This window comes from Streptomyces sp. NPDC047886 (genome assembly GCF_043204435.1).
GTDB lineage: Bacteria > Actinomycetota > Actinomycetes > Streptomycetales > Streptomycetaceae > Streptomyces.
Window position 1 is genome coordinate 528,504 of record NZ_JBIDCF010000002.1, and the last position, 15,053, is coordinate 543,556.

Here is a 15,053-nt window from a genome sequence, read left to right on the forward strand (position 1 = left end):
CGGGCCGCGGCCCCGGGGAGGCGGGCCGCCGTTCACTGCGATGGGTACGGCGCGTGGGTACCGCGCCGGGTGCCGCTGCGGGTACTGCGATGGCCCGGTGGGGAGGCGGGCTCCGGAAGTGTCCGGACACGCCCTGGGGGCCGGCCGCCCCACCGGGTCACGGTGCGTGACTACTGCTGGTTGATCCGCTCGGCGATGACCTTGTCGGCGGCCTCGCCGGCCGACTTCGGGTCCTCACCCTTCAGGACCTTGGTCATGTAGTCCTTGATCGGGTTGGGCGCGGTCTCGACGTTCGCCCAGCCCGGGGTGACCGGGGTGATCCGGCCGACGGGCGCGGCCTGCGCCATCGCCTCGGCGAAGGAGCCCGCCTCCGGCTTGAACTGCGCGGCGTCGTTGTTCGGCAGCAGCGCGCCGGCGGTCGCCTCGGCGTACTTGGCCATGTGCTCCTTGCCCGCGGCGAGGGCCAGCCACTCCTTGGCGAGGTCCTTGTTCTTGGAGCGCTCGGCGACGGCGAGGTTCGAGCCGCCGAAGAAGACGGAGCCCGGCTTGTCGGCGGTCTTGCCCGGGATCGGGAAGTAGCCGAAGTCGGCGGTCTTGCCTGCCTTCTTCATGGCCTCGATCGCGCCGCCGGCCTCCCAGCCGAGACCGATCCAGGACGCGACGCCACCCTTGGGGACGACGTCGGTGGACTGCTGCGGAGTCGCCTCGTCCTTGTCCTTCGGAGCGGTCGAGTACGACTGCAGCTCCTTGTAGAAGTTCATCGCGGCGGCGGCCTCGGGAGAGGACAGGCTGCCCTTCCACTTGTCGCCGTCCTTGACGGCGAGGTCGCCGCCCTCGTCCCAGACGAGACCGGCGTAGACGTACCAGCTCTGGCCGGGCAGGTAGATGGGCTGGACCTTGGAGTCCGACGCCTTGATCTTCTTGAGGCCGTCGATCCACTCGGCGCGGGTCTTCGGCGGGGTCACGCCGGCCTTGGCGTAGACGGCCTTGTCGTAGACGACGACGCGGTTGGCCGCGTACCAGGGGGCGGAGTACAGCTTGCCGTCCAGCTCGTTCGAGGCGAGCATGCCCTTGTTCCAGCCGTCGGCGCCGAGCTTGGCCTTGTCCTCCGTCAGGTCGGCGAGGCCGCCGGTGACCGCGTAGCCGGCGGTCTGGGTGTTGCCGAGTTCAAGGACGTCCGGCGGGGCGTCCTCGGACAGGGCCGTGGTGACCTTCTCCTGGATGCCGTTCCACTGCTGGATCTCGACCTTGACCTTGACGCCCTTGTGCTTGGCCTCGAACTCCTTGTTGACTTCCTTGATCCAGGCGTCAGGAGCGGAGCCGTCCATCACCCAGACGGTGAGAGTCTTGTTGCCGCCGGCGTCGTCGGTCTCCTTGCCGGTGTCCGAGCCACACGCGGAGATACCGACCATCATGCCCGCGACGCCGATCGCCGCGATGAGCTTGCGCTTCACGCCACCCTCCTCAGGGATGCCTGCAACCCCCCGCCCAACGCGATGACATACGACGACATACGACGAGTAGTGCTCGTGGGGCTGGGACCTGGTCTTTAATGGTTTAGACCAGTACCCGGAGCTTGGCCTAGACCTTTAGGGGTGTCAAGGGTGTATAAGAAGGGCTGTCGTGTCCGTTATCGGACCGACACCTGAGGAGGGGCGACGACCCGTGACCGGTCCGTGCCACCATGTGAGCCGCGACAGACGGAGGAGCCGGTGACGGCAGCAGCACAGGAGTCGGGAAGGCAGGCCATGGCCACGGACAGTGGCGGTACGGAGACCGAGAACGGGGCGGCGACCCGGACGGCTCGCGTGCCGAAGTACTACCGGCTCAAGCGTCACCTGCTGGAGATGACCGAGACGATGCCGCCCGGCACGCCGGTCCCGCCGGAGCGGACGCTCGCCGCGGAGTTCGACACCTCGCGCACCACCGTGCGGCAGGCGTTGCAGGAGCTGGTCGTGGAGGGCCGCCTGGAGCGCATCCAGGGCAAGGGCACCTTCGTCGCCAAGCCCAAGGTGTCGCAGGCGCTCCAGCTCACCTCGTACACCGAGGACATGCGCGCGCAGGGCCTCGAACCCACCTCGCAGCTGCTGGACATCGGGTACGTGACGGCCGACGACACCCTCGCCGGGCTGCTCGACATCGCACCGGGCGGCCGGGTCCTGCGCATCGAGCGCCTGCGGCTGGCCAGCGGCGAGCCGATGGCCATCGAGACGACGCACCTGTCGGCCAAGCGCTTCCCCGCGCTGCGCCGGTCCCTCGTGAAGTACACGTCCCTCTACACCGCGCTGGCGGAGGTGTACGGCGTCCGGCTCGCCGAGGCCGAGGAGACCATCGAGACATCGCTCGCCTCGCCCCGCGAAGCCGGTCTGCTCGGTACGGACGTGGGCCTGCCGATGCTGATGCTCTCGCGCCACTCGCTGGACGAGAACGGCGAACCGGTGGAGTGGGTCCGTTCCGTCTACCGCGGCGACCGCTACAAGTTCGTGGCGAGGCTGCAGCGCCCCAACGGCTGACAGTCGGCCACGCCCCCGGAAGCGACGGGCCGACAGGCCCGCTGCCGGGGGCCCGGGGGTCGCCCCCCGGAAAAACACAGCGTGGCGAGGCCGCAGCGCCCCAACGGCTGACCCCCGGCCACACCCCCGAACGCGAAGGACCCCCGAACCCGACGGGCAGCCACACCCCCGAACGCGACGGGCCTTGCCGGCCCGGCGCCGGGGGTCCGGCGCCGGGGCGTCATCGGGAAGACAACGGCGGCCGTTATGCGGACAGGGGTTCCGCACGGCGTACGACTCCCCTAGATTTCCTGCCCATTACGCGTGTGATCAACGTGGTCAGTGTGATCAGCGAGGGGACGGAGTCACCGTATGTCACAGGAGCAACAGGAGCAGCACGCACGAGAACCGGTCGTCACCCCAGTCCGGGTGGTGGTCGCGCTCTGTCTGGTCGCACCGTTCGTCGCGATGCTCTGGGTGAGTTCGTACACCCGCATCGAGCCGAAGTTCATCGGCATCCCGTTCTTCTACTGGTACCAGATGCTCTGGGTCGTCGTCTCGACCGGGCTGACCATGGTCGCCTACAAGCTCTGGCAGCGTGACCAGCGGTCCCGCAAGGGGGGTGCGTCCCGGTGAAGGACGGCGTGAACGGCGTCGCGCTCGGCGTCTTCATCTTCTTCTTCGTCGCCGTGACGGTCATGGGCTTCATGGCCTCCCGCTGGCGCAGGGCGGAGAACGAGAACAGCCTCGACGAATGGGGCCTCGGCGGCCGTTCGTTCGGCACCTGGGTGACCTGGTTCCTGCTCGGCGGCGACCTGTACACGGCGTACACGTTCGTCGCCGTCCCGGCGGCGATCTACGCGGCGGGCGCGGCGGGCTTCTTCGCCGTCCCCTACACGATCCTCGTGTACCCGCTGATCTTCACCTTCCTGCCGCGGCTGTGGTCGGTGTCGCACAAGCACGGCTACGTCACCACCTCCGACTTCGTGCGCGGCCGCTTCGGCTCGAAGGGGCTGTCCCTGGCGGTCGCCGTCACCGGCATCCTGGCCACCATGCCGTACATCGCGCTGCAGCTCGTCGGCATCCAGGCCGTCCTCGACGTGATGGGCGTCGGCGGTGGCGAGAGCACGCACTGGTTCATCAAGGACCTGCCGCTGCTGATCGCCTTCGGTGTCCTCGCGGCGTACACGTACTCGTCGGGCCTGCGGGCCCCGGCGCTCATCGCGTTCGTCAAGGACACGCTCATCTACATCGTCATCGCCGTGGCGATCATCTACATCCCCATCAAGCTGGGCGGCTTCGACGAGATCTTCAGCAAGGCGGGCGAGGCGTACGCGCAGATCAACCCGGCGACCGACAAGCCGCGCGGCGCGCTCGTCCCGGGCGAGCTGGGCCAATGGGGCTACGCCACGCTGGCGTTCGGGTCGGCGCTGGCGCTCTTCATGTACCCGCACTCCATCACGGCGACGCTCTCCTCGCGCAGCCGTGACGTCATCCGCCGCAACACCACGATCCTGCCGCTGTACTCGCTGATGCTGGGTCTGCTGGCGTTCCTCGGGTTCATGGCGATCGCCGCCGGGGTGAAGGTGCAGAACGGCCAGCTCGCCATTCCGCAGCTGTTCGAGAACATGTTCCCCGACTGGTTCGCGGGCGTGGCGTTCGCGGCCATCGGGATCGGCGCGCTGGTGCCGGCGGCGATCATGTCGATCGCCGCGGCCAATCTCTTCACCCGCAACATCTACCGGGACTTCCTGAAGCCGGACGCCACGCCCGAGCAGGAGACCAAGGTCTCCAAGGTGGTGTCGCTGCTGGTGAAGGTGGGCGCGCTCGCCTTCGTCCTCACCATGGACAAGACGGTGGCCATCAACTTCCAGCTGCTGGGCGGCATCTGGATCCTGCAGACGTTCCCCGCGCTGGTCGGCGGTCTGTTCACCCGCTGGTTCCACCGCTGGGCGCTGCTGGGCGGCTGGGCGGTCGGCATGCTGTACGGCACGCTCAGCGCGTACGGCGTGGCCAGCCCGACGCAGAAGCACTTCGGCGGTTCGTCGGCCGAGATCCCGGGCATCGGCGAGATCGGCTACATCGGTCTGACCGCGTTCGTCCTCAATGTGATCGTCACCGTCGTCCTGACGTTCGTCCTGCGGGCCCTGAAGGCGCCGGAGGGCGTGGACGAGACGTCGCCGTCGGACTACACGGCCGACGCCGGCGACCCGGGCGTGCGGGCCGACCTGCCGAAGGTGGGCGCCGCCGGGCACTGAACGGGCGTCCGCCGTGCAGCGGGTCGCCGCGCCTCCGGGGGCGCGGCGACCCGCTGCCGTCGCCGTGGGGCGGCGTCGCCTCCGGTGTACGTCCTGACACTCTGACACAACATCTGGGGGGTGCCTCAACGGGCGCCCCCCACATGTATGCTCATGCTCGCTGTCGCCGCAGGGGAATCCGGTGCGAATCCGGAACTGTCCCGCAACGGTGTGATCGGTGTGCTTTCGCGTACCTACGAGTCCGACGACCTGCCGACGGCGCGCCCGGACCATCCGGCCCGGGTGCCGAAGACGTCCGGGCCTCGCGGAGTTGGGCCGGTGGACGCGGTCACGCACGCCCCTGCCAGGGCGGCCACCGCTCCCCCGCGCCGCCCGCCGGGCCCCGAGCCGAGCGAGGGAGAGCCCCCACGTGACCATCGCGCCTGCGGATCCGGCCTCAGTCACCGAAGCCGACGCGCCCGGGACCGCGCTGCTGCGGACCCTGACCGACCTCACCGCCGATCTCCCCGACACCGACCCGGGGCGGGTCGCCGCCGCCGCGCTGCGCGGCCGGCACGCCGGGTCGGACGCGGCCGAGCTGCGGGAGCTGGCCACCGAGGCCGCCGCCGGTCTGATCGCCGAGGACCCCGCGTACTCGCGGCTCGCCGCCCGGCTGCTGACCCGGACCATCGCCGAAGAGGCGGCGGGGCAGGGCGCGGTGGCGTTCTCGGCTTCGGTGGAGGTGGGGCACCGGGAGGGCCTGATCGCGGACCGCACGGCCGACTTCGTCCGCCTGCACGCGGACCGGCTCGACGCGGCCGTCGACCTCGACGCCGACGACCGGTTCGGCTACTTCGGGCTGCGGACGCTCTACTCGCGCTACCTCCTGCGGCATCCGATCACCCGCAAGGTGATCGAGACTCCCCAGCACTTCATGCTGCGCGTGGCCTGCGGGCTCGCCGAGGACGACTCGGTGCGGGCGCTGGACGAGGTGGCGGCGCTGTACACGCTGATGAGCCGGCTCGACTACCTGCCGTCGTCGCCCACCCTGTTCAACTCCGGCACCCGCCATCCGCAGATGTCCTCCTGCTACCTGCTGGACTCGCCGCAGGACGAGCTGGACTCCATCTACGACCGCTACCACCAGGTGGCGCGGCTGTCGAAGCACGCGGGCGGCATCGGGCTGTCCTACTCGCGGATCCGCGCCCGGGGTTCGCTGATCCGCGGCACCAACGGCCACTCCAACGGCATCGTGCCGTTCCTCAAGACCCTCGACGCGTCGGTCGCCGCCGTGAACCAGGGCGGCCGCCGCAAGGGCGCCGCCGCGGTCTACCTGGAGACCTGGCACGCGGACATCGAGGAGTTCCTGGAGCTGCGCGACAACACCGGCGAGGACCAGCGGCGTACGCACAACCTGAACCTGGCGCACTGGATCCCGGACGAGTTCATGCGCCGCGTCAACGCCGACGCCGAGTGGTCGCTGTTCTCGCCGGCGGACGTGCCGGAGCTGGTCGACCTGTGGGGCGACGAGTTCGACGCCGCGTACCGGGCCGCCGAGGCGAAGGGCCTGGCCCGCAAGACCATGCCCGCGCGGGACCTGTACGGCAGGATGATGCGTACCCTCGCACAGACCGGCAACGGCTGGATGACGTTCAAGGACGCCTCCAACCGCACCGCCAACCAGACGGCGGAGCCCGGCCACACCGTCCACTCGTCGAACCTGTGCACCGAGATCCTGGAGGTCACGGACGACGGCGAGACGGCCGTCTGCAACCTGGGTTCGGTCAACCTGGGCGCGTTCGTCAGCGGCGGGGACATCGACTGGGAGCGGCTGGACGAGACCGTCCGCACCGCCGTGACGTTCCTCGACCGGGTGGTCGACATCAACTTCTACCCGACCGAGCAGGCCGGCCGGTCCAACGCCAAGTGGCGTCCCGTGGGCCTGGGCGCGATGGGCCTCCAGGACGTCTTCTTCCAGCTGGGGCTGCCGTTCGACTCGCCCGACGCGCGTGCCCTGTCGACGCGTATCGCCGAGCGGATCATGCTCGCCGCTTACGAGGCGTCCTGCGACCTGGCGGAAAGGAACGGCCCCCTGCCCGCCTGGGACAAGACCCGCGCCGCGCGGGGCGTCCTGCACCCCGACCACTACGACGTGGAGCTGAACTGGCCCGAGCGGTGGGCGGCGCTGCGCGAGCGCGTCGCCTCCGTCGGCATGCGCAACTCGCTGCTCCTCGCCATCGCGCCGACCGCGACGATCGCGTCCATCGCCGGTGTGTACGAGTGCATCGAGCCGCAGGTCTCCAACCTGTTCAAGCGCGAGACCCTGTCCGGTGAGTTCCTCCAGGTCAACTCCTACCTGGTGGCCGAGCTGAAGCGGCTCGGCGTGTGGGACGCGCAGACCCGCGAGGCGCTGCGCGAGTCCAACGGCTCGGTGCAGGGCTTCACCTGGGTGCCGGCCGAGGTCCGCGAGCTGTACCGGACGGCGTGGGAGATCCCGCAGCGCGGTCTGATCGACATGGCGGCGGCCCGCACGCCGTTCCTCGACCAGTCGCAGTCGCTGAACCTGTTCCTGGAGACGCCGACCATCGGCAAGCTGTCCTCCATGTACGCGTACGCCTGGAAGCAGGGCCTGAAGACGACGTACTACCTGCGTTCGCGCCCGGCGACCCGCATCGCCCGCGCCGCGTCCGCGACCCCGATCCCCGTCCAGCAGACGACCCCGGCCTCCGACCCGGACGCGGTCGCCTGCTCCCTGGAAAACCCCGAGTCCTGCGAGGCCTGCCAGTGATGTCCACCCCGACCGACGCACCGAAGAACCTGCTCGACCCGGGCTTCGAACTGACCCTGCGTCCCATGCGCTACCCGGACTTCTACGAGCGCTACCGGGACGCCATCAAGAACACCTGGACGGTGGAGGAGGTCGACCTCCACTCGGACGTCGCGGACCTCGCCAAGCTGACGCCCGGCGAGCAGCACATGATCGGCCGGCTGGTCGCGTTCTTCGCGACGGGCGACTCGATCGTGGCGAACAACCTGGTCCTGACGCTGTACAAGCACATCAACTCGCCGGAGGCGCGGCTGTACCTGTCGCGTCAGCTGTTCGAGGAGGCCGTGCACGTCCAGTTCTATCTGACGCTGCTCGACACCTACCTGCCCGACCCGGACGACCGCGCGGCCGCGTTCGCCGCCGTCGAGAACATCCCGTCCATCCGGGAGAAGGCGCAGTTCTGCTTCCGCTGGATGGACTCGGTCGAGAAGATCGAGCGCCTGGAGACGAAGGCCGACCGCCGCCGTTTCCTGCTGAACCTGATCTGCTTCGCCGCCTGCATCGAGGGGCTGTTCTTCTACGGCGCGTTCGCGTACGTCTACTGGTTCCGCTCGCGCGGTCTGCTGCACGGCCTCGCCACCGGCACCAACTGGGTGTTCCGTGACGAGACGATGCACATGAACTTCGCGTTCGAGGTCGTGGACACCGTCCGCAAGGAGGAGCCGGACCTCTTCGACGACGAGCTCCGCCAGCAGGTCACGGACATGCTGAGGGAGGCGGTGGAGGCGGAGCTGCAGTTCGGCCGGGACCTGTGCGGCGACGGCCTGCCGGGGATGAACACCGAGTCGATGCGCGCCTACCTGGAGTGCGTCGCCGACCAGCGCCTGACGCGGCTCGGCTTCGCCCCGGTGTACGGCTCGGAGAACCCGTTCTCGTTCATGGAGCTGCAGGGCGTCCAGGAGCTGACCAACTTCTTCGAGCGCCGCCCCTCCGCGTACCAGGTGGCCGTGGAGGGCTCGGTCGACCTCGACGAGGACTTCTGAACAGACGGGGGGCGGCCCTCGCGGCCGCCCCGCTCATCGTCGCCGCGGGCCTGGGGATCAGGTCCGCGGCGCCGGGCGTCGTCCCGGCCGGCATCGCCGAGTGCGCCGGGGACGCGCTGTACACGGTCCTGATCCTGGCGCTGGTGGTGCTGGTCGCGCCCCGGCTGCGGCCGTCGGCGGCAGCCGGGACCGCGCTGGCGGTCAGCTGGGCGGTGGAGCTGTTCCAGCTGACCGGGGTGCCCGCGCGGCTGGCCGCGGACCCCGTCGTCGGCACGCCGGCCCGGCTCGTGCTCGGTACGTCGTTCAACGCGCCCGACCTGTTCTGGTACGTGGCCGGGGCGGCGGTGGGCTGGGCGGTGCTCCGCGCGGCGGCGCCGCGTCAGTCGTTGGGGACGGTCTCGTAGCGCGGGGTGCCCTCGGCCATCTGGCGCAGGGCGTCCTTGCGGTCCCGCTTCGACAGCCGGTCGATGTACAGGTAGCCGTACAGGTGGTCCGTCTCGTGCTGGAGGCAGCGCGCGAAGTAGCCGGTGCCGCGCACCTTGATCGGGTTGCCCTTGGCGTCCTGCCCGTGCACCTCGGCGTAGTCGGGGCGGGCGAGGGAGGCGTACGCCGTCGGGACGGACAGGCAGCCCTCGTTGGAGTCGTCGAGGATCCGGCGGTCGGCCGGGAGCTCCTGGAGGACCGGGTTGACCACGACACCGGTGTGCCGTACGCCCTCGTCGTCCGGGCAGTCGTAGACGAAGACCTTCAGATCGACGCCGATCTGGTTGGCGGCCAGGCCGACGCCCTCGGCGGTCCGCTGGCTGGCGAACATGTCGTCGATGAGCTGGGCGAGCTTGTCGTCGAACTCCGTGACGTCCTGGCACTCCTTGTGCAGCACCGGGTTGCCGACGACCGTGATCGGACGGGACGTGCCGCGCTCGCGGTGGGCCCGCTCGCGCTCCTCGCAGTTCTCCGTGTCCACGACGAACCCGTCCGCGTCCACGGTGACCCCGTCGTTCACCTGCTGGTCCGTCTCCTGCTGCGCCATGTCCGCTCTGCGCCTTCCTGAGTCCCCAATGCGGGCGAGTCCGCCCTCGATGTGCCCGTACAGCCTACGGGCCGCCGGTGACAGGGCTAGCAGACTTCTTCCAGGTCGCGCCACTCCCGGCTGTCCGGGCTGTCGGCCACCCAGCCGTCCAGGAGGCCCCGCACCAGGCCGGCGGGCGCGGCGATGCCGCATTCCCGCTCCGGCACCCACAGCTCACCGGCCGTGCGGTGGCCGAGCGGCCCGGGGTGGCCCGGTTCGCTGTGGTCGTGCGGGTCGAGGTGCTCGCCCTCGCCCTCGGCGCTGGGCATGCGGGACTCGGAGCAGGCCCGGCACAGCAGCCGCACCGACGACGACCAGTCCTCTGCGGCGAACCCGGCGTCGGCGGCGAGCTGTTCCAGGGCGTCCCGGTCGGCCTCGGTGGCCGCCTCGAGGAGGACCACCCAGGTCGGTACGGGCGACGGCGCCCAGAGCTCGATCTCGTCGAACACGGGGAAGCTGTACCCGGCGGACGTCGTCCGCTCGCCGTTCGGCACCCCGTCGTGGAGGACGACCTCACCCCAGCGGCGCCCGGACGACGGCAGCGGGATGGACAGCACCTCCATCCGGGCCGGGTCGAGCCTGCGGCCCCACACCACCTCGGCCTCGCCCTCCGGCGACAGCCGTACGGCGGCGCTGCCCAGCTCCATGCCGGCCGGCTCCCCGCCCGAGGCGGCGGCGCCCGGGACCCGCAGCCCGTACGCCTGCCAGGCGCGGCGGGCCAGCGGCCAGTCCTGGAGCGCGGTGGCGGCGATGCCGACGTTCCACCAGTCGGGCGCCCCGGTCTCCTTGTCGAGCAGCGCGACGGCCCGCAGGCCCGCGGTGCGCGCCTGCTCCCAGTCGTGCCGGAACTTGTGCAGCAGCGCCAGGTTGAACCAGGACTCCGAGAGCCAGGGCTCCAGGTCCGCCGCGCGCGTCAGCAGCGCGCCCGCGTCCTCGTACCGCCCGTCCCCGATCAGCGTGAACGCGCGGTCGGTGGCCTGCCGCCACGAGGCGGAGGGCCTATGCCGTACCTTCCCGAAGATCCTCACGATTCCCGCCTGCCGGTCGCTGAAGGTCACTGCCCCCGGACACCCTCTTCTTCGCATCCAACCATGCCCGGTCGCGCGCCCGCTCATTACCCATGGGTTACCCCGGCACAGGCCCCGCGACGCCGCCCCGGGCGAGGACTCTGGCGAGGGATTCCACGACCGCCGGGTGGTAGTCGCGGGCCGTACCGAGGCGCAGTTGTTCGAGTGCGCCGAGCGCTCCCTGTGCGGTTTCCCCGGAGAGGTCGTCGTACGCGTTGACGGCGCGGACGATCCGGGCGGCCAGCGGCTGTTCGCGGTACGGGTCGGCCTGCCGCTCCACGACGACGGCGACGGCCGACGGGACGCCGGTCTGCCGGACCACGGCTCCCCCGAGGAGGGCGATACGGCGCTGCTCGGCGGCCGGGAGGCGGGCGGTGGCACCCTCCGGTACGGGGTCCACCAGGGACAGCTGGCCGATGTCGTGCATGAGCGCCGCGTACTCCAGGACGGTCAGGTCCTCGCCGGAGAGGCCGAGCTCCCGGCCGACGGCCCGGCTGAGCGCGGCGACCCGGTGGGCGTGGCCGGGCGGGGTGTACCCGGCGACCTCGGTGGCGCGGGCCAGTGAGGCGATGGTCTGGCGGTAGGTGGTGCGGACGGCGGCGTACCGGCGGAAGGCGAGCTGGGTGAGCAGCAGCGGCACGCAGAAGACGGGCAGTGCCCACAGTCCGGCGACGGCGACCGCGAGGGCGATCACGGCGCCCGTGGCGCACACCGCGGACCCGATGCCGATCAGGGCGCGCAGTTCGTCCCGCAGGAGCGGGCCGTAGGGGTAGCCCGTGCGGGCGTGCAGGAGCAGCGCGGCGAGCACGGCGTCGCACAGGGCGGTCAGCACGAGCAGGAGGAGCAGGAACAGCGCGTAGGAGGGGCCGTGGCCGGTGCGGTCGAGGAGCTCGCCGGAGTTGTAGAGCGGCTGGAAGCAGACGGCCGCGAACGCCGCCGTCAGCACGCGGCGGGCCAGGTGGTCGAGGCCGGGGCCGCGCCCGCGCGCGATGTGCGGTACGGCTGCGACGAGGGCGCCCGCCACGACGACGGCGACGACCTGCGGTACGCCGTGGTCGGTGGGCCGCCCGCCGGACTCGCCGAGCAGGGCGTACGCCAGGGCCCCTGCGGCGCCGAGCGGCGCGGGCTCGCGCTCATGGGGCAGGGCGCCCCGGCGGGCGAGCTCGCCGAGCGCGATGAGCACCCCGAAGGCCAGGGCGTGCGCGGGCTGGGCGACGCCGTGCCACAGCGTCCAGCCGAGCCCTCCCGCGGTGACGGCGAGGGCGGCGGCGTGCACCGCGACGACGGCGCCTGCGGTACGCACGGTCACCTGCCGTCCCCCGGTCCCTCGCCCCGCGCGGGCGGCACGTTTCGCCTCCGGCGCGGGTCCGGCGTGGGCACCGGTGCGGACGGAGGCACCGGGGCGGGTGCGGGCGGGGACGTGGGCGCCGGTGCGGGCGGGGGCGCTGGGGCGGGGGCGGGTGTGGGTGTGGGTGCCGGTGCGGGCGGGGGCGCTGGGGCGGGGGCGGGTGTGGGTGCTGGTGCGGGCGGGGGCACCGGGGCATGCGGGTCTTGGGCGTCGTGCGGGTCGTCGGCGGTGACGCCGGTCTGCCAGCCGTGCCGGGCCAGGGCGCGGGTGAGAGCCGCCACCATCACCGGGTCGAAGTGGGTGCCCGCGCACCGGTCCAGTTCCGCGAGCGCCACCGCGACCGGCCGGGCGCGGCTGTAGGAGCGGGTCGAGGTCATCGCGTCGAACGCGTCGGCGACCGCGACCACGCGGGCGAACTCGGGGATCTGCGTCCCGCGCAGCCCGTACGGGTAGCCGCTGCCGTCGAGCCGTTCGTGGTGGTGGAGGATCGCGGAGCGCGCCTCGTCCAGGAAGCCGATGCCGCGCACCATCTCGTGGCCGTACTCCGGGTGCAGTTCGATCACCCGCCGCTCCTGCGGGGTCAGCGGCCCGTTCTTGCGCAGGACGCGGGTCGGCACGCCGAGCTTGCCGACGTCGTGGAGCATCCCGGCGAACCGCAGGGTCTCCCGCCGCGCCTCGTCCATGCCGAGCTCCCCGGCGATCAGCACGGAGGCACGCCCGACCCGTTCGCTGTGGCCGCGCGTATAGGTGTCCTTCAGGTCGACGGCCTGGACGAGCGCCCGGATCGTCGCCTGGTGGGCGGCGCGCTCGCGGTGGTACTGGGCGAACACCCAGGCCGAGATGGCCATGGGCAGCAGGACGAACAGCGCGGCGGGCCACCCGTAAGGGCCGCGCCACAGCACCGCCATCATCAGCGCGACCAGCCCGTGGACGGCGTGCGACGGCAGGGACCTGGCGAGCAGCCCGCGCCAGGCGGTGCGTGCGGGCACGCGGTCGGCGGTGGCGCGGATGCCGCCGTCGAGTGCGGCGAGGACCAGGCCGAGGACGAGCGCGGCGGCGCCCGCCGGCAGCAGCACGTACGGGAAGTCGGGGGTCGGCAGCCCGTACCCGCCGCCGCCCAGCGCGACGGGCCCGCCGAGCAGCAGCGCGGCCTGCGAGGCGGCGTGGACGGCGATCACGAGCTGTGCGGCGCGCCAGAGGCGGCGCGGCGCCGCGGGCCGCTGCTCGACGCGCGCGGCCAGGGCGCCGGGCACGGCGACGAGGCCGGCGGCCGCCGGGGGCAGCAGCAGCGCCGCGGCGAGCAGGACCGGGTGGAAGGAGCCGGTGCCGACGGGGACGCGCCCGGCGGCCGGCCGGCGGCCCGGCCACTCGCAGCAGGCGTAGAGCCCGGTGAGGAGCGCGACGGTGCCCCACGGGACATCGGCTCCGGGGTCCAGGGCGGGCGCGGCGCCCGCGGCGGCGCACAGCACGGCACCCGCGATGTACGCGCGTGCCGCTGCCGGAATGCCCGCCACCGTTTCCCGCCTCCCCGATCGGCCGAACCGAGCGCCAGGCTAATCAGTTGATACGCGGGCGGCGGGTGGTCGGACCGGATTAGCACCTTCGGGTGATGGGGGCCCGGAGGAGGTGTAGGGGCCGCGCCGCACACGGACGAGGGGCGCGCCGCGGTGTTCGCGGCGCGCCCCTGTCTCGTACGGCGCTGTCTCGTACGGCGCTGTCTCGTACGGCGCCCGTCTCGTACCGCGTCCTGGTGGTGCGGGCGGTCACCCCTGAGGTGCGGGAGTCACTCCTGCGGTGCGGCGGCGGTCACGTCCGCCTCCGGCAGGGACTCCCCCGAGCGGATCAGCTCGATGCGGCCCATGACCTTGGCCCGCAGGTCCGTCGGCACGTCGTCATGCCCGCAGCACCGCTTGACCAGCTTCTTCACGGCCTGTTCGAGCCCGTACTTCTCCAGGCACGGCGAGCACTCCTCGAAGTGCACCTCGAACTTGGTGCAGTCGCTGTCGGGCATCTCCCGGTCGAGAAACTCGTAGAGATGATCCAGGACCTCTGAGCAGTCAGTCTCGTGCGGCTCTCCGCAGCTCATGATCCCGAGCCTTTCCGGTCGTTCGACGGCTCTCCGGCGCCCGCGGGAACCAGCCCTCGCTCCCGGGCGTAGTCCTCGAGCATGCCGCGCAGTTGGCGGCGCCCACGGTGCAGTCGGGACATCACCGTGCCGATGGGTGTACCCATGATGTCCGCGATCTCCTTGTAGGCAAACCCCTCGACATCCGCCAGGTACACGGCGATGCGGAACTCCTCGGGGATCGCCTGGAGCGCTTCCTTCACGTCGGAGTCGGGCAGGTGGTCAAGCGCCTGCGACTCGGCCGAGCGAAGACCGGTCGACATGTGCGACTCGGCACGTGCGAGCTGCCAGTCCTCGATCTCCTCGGCGGCGCTGCGCTGCGGCTCACGCTGCTTCTTCCGGTACGAGTTGATGAACGTGTTCGTGAGAATCCGGTACAGCCACGCCTTGAGGTTCGTGCCCTCACGGAACTGGTGGAACGACCCGTACGCCTTGGCGTACGTCTCCTGCACCAGGTCCTCGGCGTCCGCGGGATTGCGCGTCATGCGCAGCGCCGCCGAGTACATCTGGTCGAGATAACCGAGGGCGTCCCGCTCGAAGCGCGCGGTGCGCTCGCCGTCCGTCTCCTCGGGGCCGTCGTCGGTCCCCGTGTCGGTCCCAGTGACCGGACCCACCTCCTCCAGCGCCGTGGCGAATCCGGGTCCGGACCCGCTCGAATCGGAGAATAGTCGACCTTCCGGTGACCGTCCCTTCCTATTCTGCGCGCCCACGGCCGGGTCGGGGGTGGTCGCGGGTGCGGGCAGCACCGTCCAGTCCAGCTGATTCGCGCGGGACCGGTTCGGGCAGATGGTCGAACCCATACGACGGACTCCCTCTCCTGGCACTCTGATCCGCGCCCGGCCGACCAGGGGGCTCACCACGGGACTCGCCACGGGCGCGGTTCGGTTCTCCACCGACGCACCACA

The 15,053-nt window shown here is 71.5% G+C and carries 13 protein-coding genes and 1 riboswitch; of the genes, 6 read left to right on the forward strand and 7 right to left on the reverse strand.

Annotated features, from left to right (window positions below; translation table 11 throughout):
- Window positions 1-170 precede the first annotated feature (170 nt).
- Window positions 171-1,454 carry an extracellular solute-binding protein gene (locus tag ACGF5U_RS08080; protein WP_392711267.1) on the reverse strand — a complete coding sequence of 428 codons (1,284 nt, stop codon included), beginning with the start codon at window positions 1,452-1,454 and terminating at the stop codon, window positions 171-173.
- A gap of 294 nt (window positions 1,455-1,748) precedes the next feature.
- Between ACGF5U_RS08080 and ACGF5U_RS08085 the strand changes: the two genes are divergently transcribed.
- From ACGF5U_RS08085 to ACGF5U_RS08110, 6 genes are all read left to right on the forward strand, one after another.
- Window positions 1,749-2,513 carry a GntR family transcriptional regulator gene (locus tag ACGF5U_RS08085; RefSeq protein ID WP_392711316.1) on the forward strand — a complete coding sequence of 255 codons (765 nt, stop codon included), beginning with the start codon at window positions 1,749-1,751 and terminating at the stop codon, window positions 2,511-2,513.
- A 351-nt stretch (window positions 2,514-2,864) separates the two neighbouring features.
- Complete coding sequence (locus ACGF5U_RS08090) at window positions 2,865-3,128, forward strand: DUF3311 domain-containing protein (RefSeq protein WP_392711268.1); 264 nt, start codon at window positions 2,865-2,867, stop codon at window positions 3,126-3,128.
- On the forward strand, window positions 3,125-4,750 hold the full coding sequence (gene mctP, locus ACGF5U_RS08095; RefSeq protein ID WP_392711269.1) for a monocarboxylate uptake permease MctP: 1,626 nt from the start codon (window positions 3,125-3,127) through the stop codon (window positions 4,748-4,750). Before ACGF5U_RS08090 ends, mctP begins: the two co-directional genes overlap by 4 nt.
- 172 nt (window positions 4,751-4,922) lie before the next feature.
- A riboswitch (cobalamin riboswitch) is annotated at window positions 4,923-5,000 on the forward strand.
- Window positions 5,001-5,159: 159 nt separating this feature from the next.
- Window positions 5,160-7,517 carry a ribonucleoside-diphosphate reductase subunit alpha gene (locus ACGF5U_RS08100; RefSeq protein ID WP_392712621.1) on the forward strand — a complete coding sequence of 786 codons (2,358 nt, stop codon included), beginning with the start codon at window positions 5,160-5,162 and terminating at the stop codon, window positions 7,515-7,517.
- Window positions 7,517-8,539 (forward strand): ribonucleotide-diphosphate reductase subunit beta, encoded by a 1,023-nt coding sequence (locus ACGF5U_RS08105; RefSeq protein WP_392712620.1) that lies wholly within the window; start codon window positions 7,517-7,519, stop codon window positions 8,537-8,539. The genes ACGF5U_RS08100 and ACGF5U_RS08105 overlap by 1 nt, the downstream gene beginning before the upstream one ends.
- A gap of 92 nt (window positions 8,540-8,631) precedes the next feature.
- Window positions 8,632-8,943, forward strand: coding sequence for a DUF2809 domain-containing protein (locus ACGF5U_RS08110; protein ID WP_392818364.1), 312 nt, complete (start codon window positions 8,632-8,634; stop codon window positions 8,941-8,943).
- Here ACGF5U_RS08110 and def read toward each other — a convergent pair.
- The 6 genes from def to ACGF5U_RS08140 form a co-directional block, all read right to left on the reverse strand.
- Window positions 8,919-9,569 carry a peptide deformylase gene (gene def, locus ACGF5U_RS08115; RefSeq protein WP_392712618.1) on the reverse strand — a complete coding sequence of 217 codons (651 nt, stop codon included), beginning with the start codon at window positions 9,567-9,569 and terminating at the stop codon, window positions 8,919-8,921. The two genes, ACGF5U_RS08110 and def, sit on opposite strands and share 25 nt — an antisense overlap.
- 86 nt (window positions 9,570-9,655) lie before the next feature.
- Window positions 9,656-10,636 (reverse strand): tetratricopeptide repeat protein, encoded by a 981-nt coding sequence (locus tag ACGF5U_RS08120; protein WP_392712671.1) that lies wholly within the window; start codon window positions 10,634-10,636, stop codon window positions 9,656-9,658.
- A gap of 97 nt (window positions 10,637-10,733) precedes the next feature.
- Entirely contained in the window at window positions 10,734-11,984 is a 1,251-nt protein-coding gene (locus tag ACGF5U_RS08125) for an HD-GYP domain-containing protein (protein ID WP_392712617.1), read from the reverse strand.
- Entirely contained in the window at window positions 11,981-13,537 is a 1,557-nt protein-coding gene (locus ACGF5U_RS08130; RefSeq protein WP_392712616.1) for an HD-GYP domain-containing protein, read from the reverse strand. Before ACGF5U_RS08130 ends, ACGF5U_RS08125 begins: the two co-directional genes overlap by 4 nt.
- 269 nt (window positions 13,538-13,806) lie before the next feature.
- Window positions 13,807-14,109 (reverse strand): mycothiol system anti-sigma-R factor, encoded by a 303-nt coding sequence (rsrA, locus tag ACGF5U_RS08135; RefSeq protein ID WP_392712614.1) that lies wholly within the window; start codon window positions 14,107-14,109, stop codon window positions 13,807-13,809.
- Window positions 14,106-14,762 (reverse strand): sigma-70 family RNA polymerase sigma factor, encoded by a 657-nt coding sequence (locus ACGF5U_RS08140; protein WP_392712669.1) that lies wholly within the window; start codon window positions 14,760-14,762, stop codon window positions 14,106-14,108. Before ACGF5U_RS08140 ends, rsrA begins: the two co-directional genes overlap by 4 nt.
- Window positions 14,763-15,053: the final 291 nt, after the last annotated feature.

Bases quoted from the DNA above. Each gene is read 5' to 3' on its own strand.
- ACGF5U_RS08085 (WP_392711316.1), top strand. From the start codon at position 1,749: ATGGCCACGGACAGTGGCGGTACGGAGACCGAGAACGGGGCGGCGACC.
- ACGF5U_RS08090 (WP_392711268.1), top strand. From the start codon at position 2,865: ATGTCACAGGAGCAACAGGAGCAGCACGCACGAGAACCGGTCGTCACC.
- ACGF5U_RS08105 (WP_392712620.1), top strand. From the start codon at position 7,517: ATGTCCACCCCGACCGACGCACCGAAGAACCTGCTCGACCCGGGCTTC.
- def (WP_392712618.1), bottom strand. From the start codon at position 9,569: ATGGCGCAGCAGGAGACGGACCAGCAGGTGAACGACGGGGTCACCGTG.
- rsrA (WP_392712614.1), bottom strand. From the start codon at position 14,109: ATGAGCTGCGGAGAGCCGCACGAGACTGACTGCTCAGAGGTCCTGGAT.